At 59.7% G+C, this 5294-nt stretch carries 7 protein-coding genes; 1 reads left to right on the plus strand and 6 read right to left on the minus strand.

Annotated features, from left to right (window positions below; translation table 11 throughout):
- Together GEU01_RS19250 and GEU01_RS19255 are read right to left on the minus strand one after the other, a co-directional pair.
- On the minus strand, positions 1-301 hold a 301-nt coding region (locus GEU01_RS19250), incomplete at its 3' end, for an IS5 family transposase (RefSeq protein WP_039794389.1).
- A gap of 95 nt (positions 302-396) precedes the next feature.
- Positions 397-894, minus strand: coding sequence for a hypothetical protein (locus GEU01_RS19255; protein WP_232272632.1), 498 nt, complete (start codon positions 892-894; stop codon positions 397-399).
- Between the two features lie 175 nt (positions 895-1069).
- On the opposite strand from GEU01_RS19255, the gene GEU01_RS19265 reads away from it, so the two are divergent.
- Positions 1070-1318 (plus strand): hypothetical protein, encoded by a 249-nt coding sequence (locus GEU01_RS19265; RefSeq protein WP_019087362.1) that lies wholly within the window; start codon positions 1070-1072, stop codon positions 1316-1318.
- Positions 1319-1596: 278 nt separating this feature from the next.
- Here the strand turns inward: GEU01_RS19265 and GEU01_RS19275 are convergent, their stop codons facing one another.
- The 4 genes from GEU01_RS19275 to GEU01_RS19290 all read right to left on the minus strand — a co-directional run.
- The gene (locus GEU01_RS19275) at positions 1597-2547 is read right to left on the minus strand and encodes an efflux RND transporter periplasmic adaptor subunit (RefSeq protein ID WP_019087364.1); all 951 of its coding nucleotides are present in this window, start codon (positions 2545-2547) and stop codon (positions 1597-1599) included.
- A gap of 12 nt (positions 2548-2559) precedes the next feature.
- Positions 2560-2754 carry a DUF1656 domain-containing protein gene (locus GEU01_RS19280; protein WP_010508642.1) on the minus strand — a complete coding sequence of 65 codons (195 nt, stop codon included), beginning with the start codon at positions 2752-2754 and terminating at the stop codon, positions 2560-2562.
- A complete protein-coding gene (locus GEU01_RS19285; protein ID WP_019087365.1) occupies positions 2754-4817 on the minus strand; it encodes an FUSC family protein in 2064 nt (687 codons plus the stop codon). The genes GEU01_RS19280 and GEU01_RS19285 overlap by 1 nt, the downstream gene beginning before the upstream one ends.
- A gap of 133 nt (positions 4818-4950) precedes the next feature.
- Positions 4951-5294 (minus strand): IS5/IS1182 family transposase (locus tag GEU01_RS19290; RefSeq protein WP_019087366.1); only part of this gene is annotated, 344 nt, incomplete at its 5' end.

Consider the following 5294-nt stretch of genomic DNA (forward strand, 5'->3'; position numbering starts at 1 on the left):
GAACCCGGACCACCGTGCCGTCGATCATCGCATATTCCATGTCGGCCTCGTCAGAGACCGCTTCAAAAAGCCGTTTGAAAACACCGGCTTTCATCCAGTCGCTGTAACGGGAATAGACCGAGTTCCAATGCCCGAAATACGTCGGAAGGTCCCGCCATGGGCTGCCGGTCCGGGCAATCCATAAGACCGCCTCGATAAAAAGACGGTTGTCCTGCCCGCTGCGCCCGCGATCTGTTTTCTTGCCAAGGCACAGCGGTTCCATTTTCGCCCATTGGGCGTCTGTCAGTACGAAGCGATCCATACGGATTTTGAATCACATTTGGTGACTTTGAAAAAGTACAATTCCCAACAGACCCTGAAAAAAGCTTCACCAGAAACTTCTTTATGATTTAGCGATCAGAATCCATTGGTCGTGGTCTGCCCGTTGGCCATGGAATAGGAACAGGCCCGGTCCCCGTCGGTCACCACCAGCCAGATGATATTGCGCAGCCCGATATAGAACTGCCCCGCATCCCGTAGCGAGGTATAACCATGATGGCGGAACCACGACGCAACGATGGTCGTGGGCTGGTTGCCAAATGATTTCTTGATCGTTTCCAGCAGCTTGTCGCACTGCCCACGATTGAAGGTATCGTGGTCCTGGTACCATATGCCCACCAGTATGGTGTTACGCCGGGGGTCGAAATCCGCCACCGGCATCATCTCGCTGTCATAGCTGTCGGGCAGGCTGTCGATTTCATGCTGCATGGCGCGTTCGGCGCGGATCAGGCCAAGGTCCATCATGGTCAGCTTGTCGGCAAACAGCGTGCTGATCACCTGTGACGGGGCTGTCTGGGCGGCGGCGGTGCCGCAATATCCGCACACAAGGGCAAAAAGCAGGAATAGGTAACGCAAGATATCCCCCATGGCAGGACTGGTTCGGGCCATCCTTGTCATGGATGGGGCCGGTGCGGGCGGCCATGCATTTCATGTCATGACATGGATTAAATAAAAATAACCTTTTAGGCCATCTGCCTCATCTTGAAAGTTATGCGGATAACTCTTATCTGCCATGAGGATAATGACTGACATGGCGGTGAACGGGAGTGCGCGCGATATGACACGGATGAAACTTGCCCTGCGTGGCTGGTTGCAGGTGCTGTGTGGTCAGATCGTGCGCGAAATCGGATATGCCATAAGCCATGACCGCATGCAGCGCCGTGGCATTCTGATTGAAAAACTGGGGCACGGCCTGCTGTACCGTGCCCACCGCATGGGGCATGCCCCGGCACCGGATATGGGAAAGACGGATCCCTATGCCCCGCCGCCGCGTGCCTGACGGTGGTGCGGCGGGTAGCTGAATGTACGGCGGGGCGGGATATCAGAAAAAATTCATACGACTCTTCACGAGTCGTGGAAAACACACACCTTATCCCCGGTTCCCAACGGTTCTATCCACAGGGTTGCCCGGATATTCGTCCCCTGAATCTGTGGATAAGGTGAAGAGGAACCAGAAAGAAGTTTTTGGTGAAGCTTTTTTCAAAAAGCTTCAAGGGAACGTCGCCTTTTTGAAAAAAGGCGAAATCCAGAAACTTTTTATTTTTTAAAAACAGTCTTTTAGCGATGTCCTGCAAGGTGCTGCATGTCATCGCCCACATGCCGCAGCGCGTCACGTACTGACATATGGCGGCGGTTGCCCGCTTCCGACACCACGGTCACCGTGGCCGTCATGCCCGCAGCCAGCACTAGGTCGGGTGGGATGCTGTCGATCTTCACCCGCACCGGGATACGCTGCGCCAGCCGCACCCATGTATAGACCGGGTCCACCGCCGGCAGGCCCTGTATGGATGTGGCGGCATTGTTGCTGGCGATCCCGCGCGTGATGCTTTCCACATGGCCGAACAGCGGTTCATGAAAGCCCATCAGGTCCAGCCGCACCGGTTCGCCCACCTTGATGGAATGGATTTTCGTTTCCTCGAAATACCCGTCTACCCAGTACGAGTCCGCATCAATGATCTGGATGTTCACCTGCCCCGCATTGGCGTAGTCGCCCGCGCGCATGGTCAGGTTGGTGACGTAACCGTTGATCGAACTGCGCACCTCGGTGCGTTCCAGGTTGATGCGCGCCTGCTTCAGGTCCGCAAGGGCTGCTGCATACTGGGCTTCCGCCTGCTGGGCCACGGCTTCGAACTGCTGCTTTTCCTCGCCCGACACGGCAACGCCCGAAATCTTCTGGCGGCGTTCGTACTGCGATGTCTTGAATTCAAGGTCCGCGCGTCGTTCGTTGACGGCGGCATCGGCGATATCCAGCTTTACTCGGAAATCGAACGGGTCGATGACATACAGCACGTCGCCCTTGTGTACGAACTGGTTGTCATGCACGCGTACTTCATTGATCTGGCCTGAAATGCGCGGCGCGATATTGGCCACCTGCGCACGGACCTGACCGTTCCGTGTCCACGGTGACGCCGTGTAGTAATCCCACAGCACGATGGCCACGATGGCCGCGACAAACAGGATGGTTGCGGTAACGGCCAGACGCACAAGGCGGTTTGCATATGCGAACACGTCAGGATTCTTTCACAGGATCAGGGTGTACAGGCCAACAAGGCAGATCAGCAGGCCGAACTGTGCCAGCGGTGGGTTCCAGACAAACCGCCACAGGTTGAACCATGACAGCACGATGCGCAGCACCAGCAGCGTGCACAGCGCCAGGCCAAGGTTCATGACAAAGGCCGAGATCAGCACGCCTTCCAGATCAACAACCTGCCGCATCAGCCTGCCTTCTTCGTTTTGATGATGCCGTAATGCCGCAGTCGTGGCGCCGCCGCCTGCCATGCCCGCATCACGCCATCCAGTCCCGCCAGCAGGTTGATGGCGGCGATCTGGGTCTGGGCTGGCAGTTGGGTCTGTGGGGCAGGAATGGCGGCGATGGCGTCGCGCATGCAGGGTACGACGTCCCACGGCGCGTGCAGCAGCAGTTCACGTTGCGCCAGTTCGGCGGCAGGGCGCAGCAGGGGGATTGCCTGTGCCTGCCGCGCATAGGTCCGTGCCCGTGCCAATGCGCCATCCAGTTCGGCAAAGGTGGTGAAGCTTTCCATCTGGCGTTCGCTGCTGGAATTACCGGGCAGGCGGTCGGTCCAGAACTGCATCTGGGCCAGCCGGTCATAGGTGCGGGTCAGGCGGGTCGGGCTATCGGCTTCGCCATGGCCGGTCATCTGGCGTTCCAGCGCCCGTACGATGGTGGACGCCATCCAGAACCGCTGCCGCCGTGGCGATGGCGGAAACAGCAGCACAAGGATGATGAACGCCAGCAGGGCCGCCAGAAGGTAGAAGATGTTGCGGTTAAGGAATTCCGTCGGGTTATAGCTTTGGTGGTTGTCCAGCCCCAGTATGGCGAAGAAAAACACGCCGTAGTTGAACCCGATCGCCGCCGTTGACGGACGCATCAGCAAAAGACAGGCCAGGAATGTCTGGGGCAGCAGCGCCAGCGCCAGGAACGGCATGTCCGCCCCATGCAGCAGCACGAAAAAGTTCAGCAGGGCCGCCGCCAGCACGCTGCAGGGCAGGCCAATGATCGCCCCCATGCCAAACCGCGCCGTATCCACATTGGTCGCGGCCAGCGTCAGGGTCAGCGCGGTCTGGGCCAGCGCCACGGTCGCCCCCGGCAGGCCGGTTATCACACAGACCCCGGCCGCGAACGAAAATCCGACCAGAACCCGCAGCGCCCCCATCAGCGCCAGCAGGTAGTTGGGCTGCACCGCGATATTGACGGTCCTGCTGTGGATGGCGCTGCCAGTGCCTTCGGTCAGGACTTCCTGTCCGGCATGCATGCGGGTGCGTGCGGTCAGCATGCGGGCGGCGCGTTCAATGGCGAAGGCTTCATCCGCGTTGGGTACATGACCGGGCAGGGCGGTGCGTATGGCGTCCAGTATATGTGCGGTGAAACCGGCCTGGTCGGTGCGCAGGTCGGTCTGCCGGGCGACACGGGCAATGGCGTCCTCCACCGCCGGGTCGATCTTGCCATGCCCGGTGTGGCGACCCAGTCCACGCGCGCAGTCCAGTATGGTCAGCATGGACACCATGGCCAGCCGCGCCCCATTGGCGCGCGCACCACCGCGTTCCAGTTCCGTGCGGGCATAGGACAGGGGCGTGGTCAGTGCGAGTATGCGCGCGCCCAGCCGGATATCCGCCTGTGCGCCACGATCGTACATATGCTGCAGGGCGGCGCGCGCGGTTTCGCTTAGCGGTCGAATAAGCTGTTTCAGCCCACCCGCCAGTCCCCGCCATGCCTCGGGCGAGCCGGACAGGATATTGACCACCGCCACCGCAAAGACCCCGAGCGTTATGGCCGATGCACGGGAAACGGCGATGTTGAAGACGTTCTGTGGCGTATCAATGCAGTTTACGGCCACAAGGGCAACCGTATAGCCCGACAGCAGGGCGGCATAGGAACGGAAATCCCGCTCCAGCGATCCCACGAAGGCGCAGGCGGCAAGCCACAGCGCCACCCCCCCCAGAAAGGGACCGCGCTGCTGGTTCCACACCGCCACCAGCACAATGGACACGCCCATGCCCACCATGGTGCCCAACAGCCGGTAAAATGCCTTGGACAGCGCCTGCCCGCGCAAAGGTTGCGCCAGGATCATGACGGTCACGCCGACCAGCAGGGGATTGTCCAGCCGCAGCCAGAAGGCCGTGGCAAGGCCAAGGACCAGTGAACACCATGTGCGCAAGCTGAACCCCACCCAGCCCGCAGGCAGGCGGTCAATCCGTGGCAGGAAGGCGCGTGTGATGTCGTGAATACGTCGCGTGCTGTTTGCCTGTAGGTCTGGCATGGCCTCCCTGACCGTTCAGTGGCCTCACGGCGTTTAATACAATGGAAATAGCCGGGAATTCATAACAAAGAATGTACGGGCGCAACGTGCATGGCTGATATTCAGAAAGAGACTGTTTGGGGCCTGTTGGGAATTAACGCGAATTGATGATTGCGGCTGTGAGATAAATCATCGCTGCGAATGATCTGTCGGTCTTGTCGCTTCGCATGGCGATGCGCTTGAACTCCTTGAGCTTGCAGAAGAAGTTCTCGATGAGATGGCGCGCCTTGAACAGGGCTCCATCGAAAGGTCGCCTGTCGAGGCGGTTCCGACGCTGGGGAATGACCACGCGGGCCCCTTGTGCGCGTATGGTGTCCACGATCCAGTGGACATCGAACGCCTTGTCGGCAAGAAGTCCCTCGAAATCAGCCGGTTCAAGGAGAGGCGCCACCCCGACCGTGTCGTAATGCTGGCCGGGGATAAGCGTAAAGCGGACCA

Source organism: Komagataeibacter europaeus LMG 18890, from assembly GCF_000285295.1.
In the GTDB taxonomy this organism is placed as follows: Bacteria; Pseudomonadota; Alphaproteobacteria; order Acetobacterales; family Acetobacteraceae; genus Komagataeibacter; species Komagataeibacter europaeus.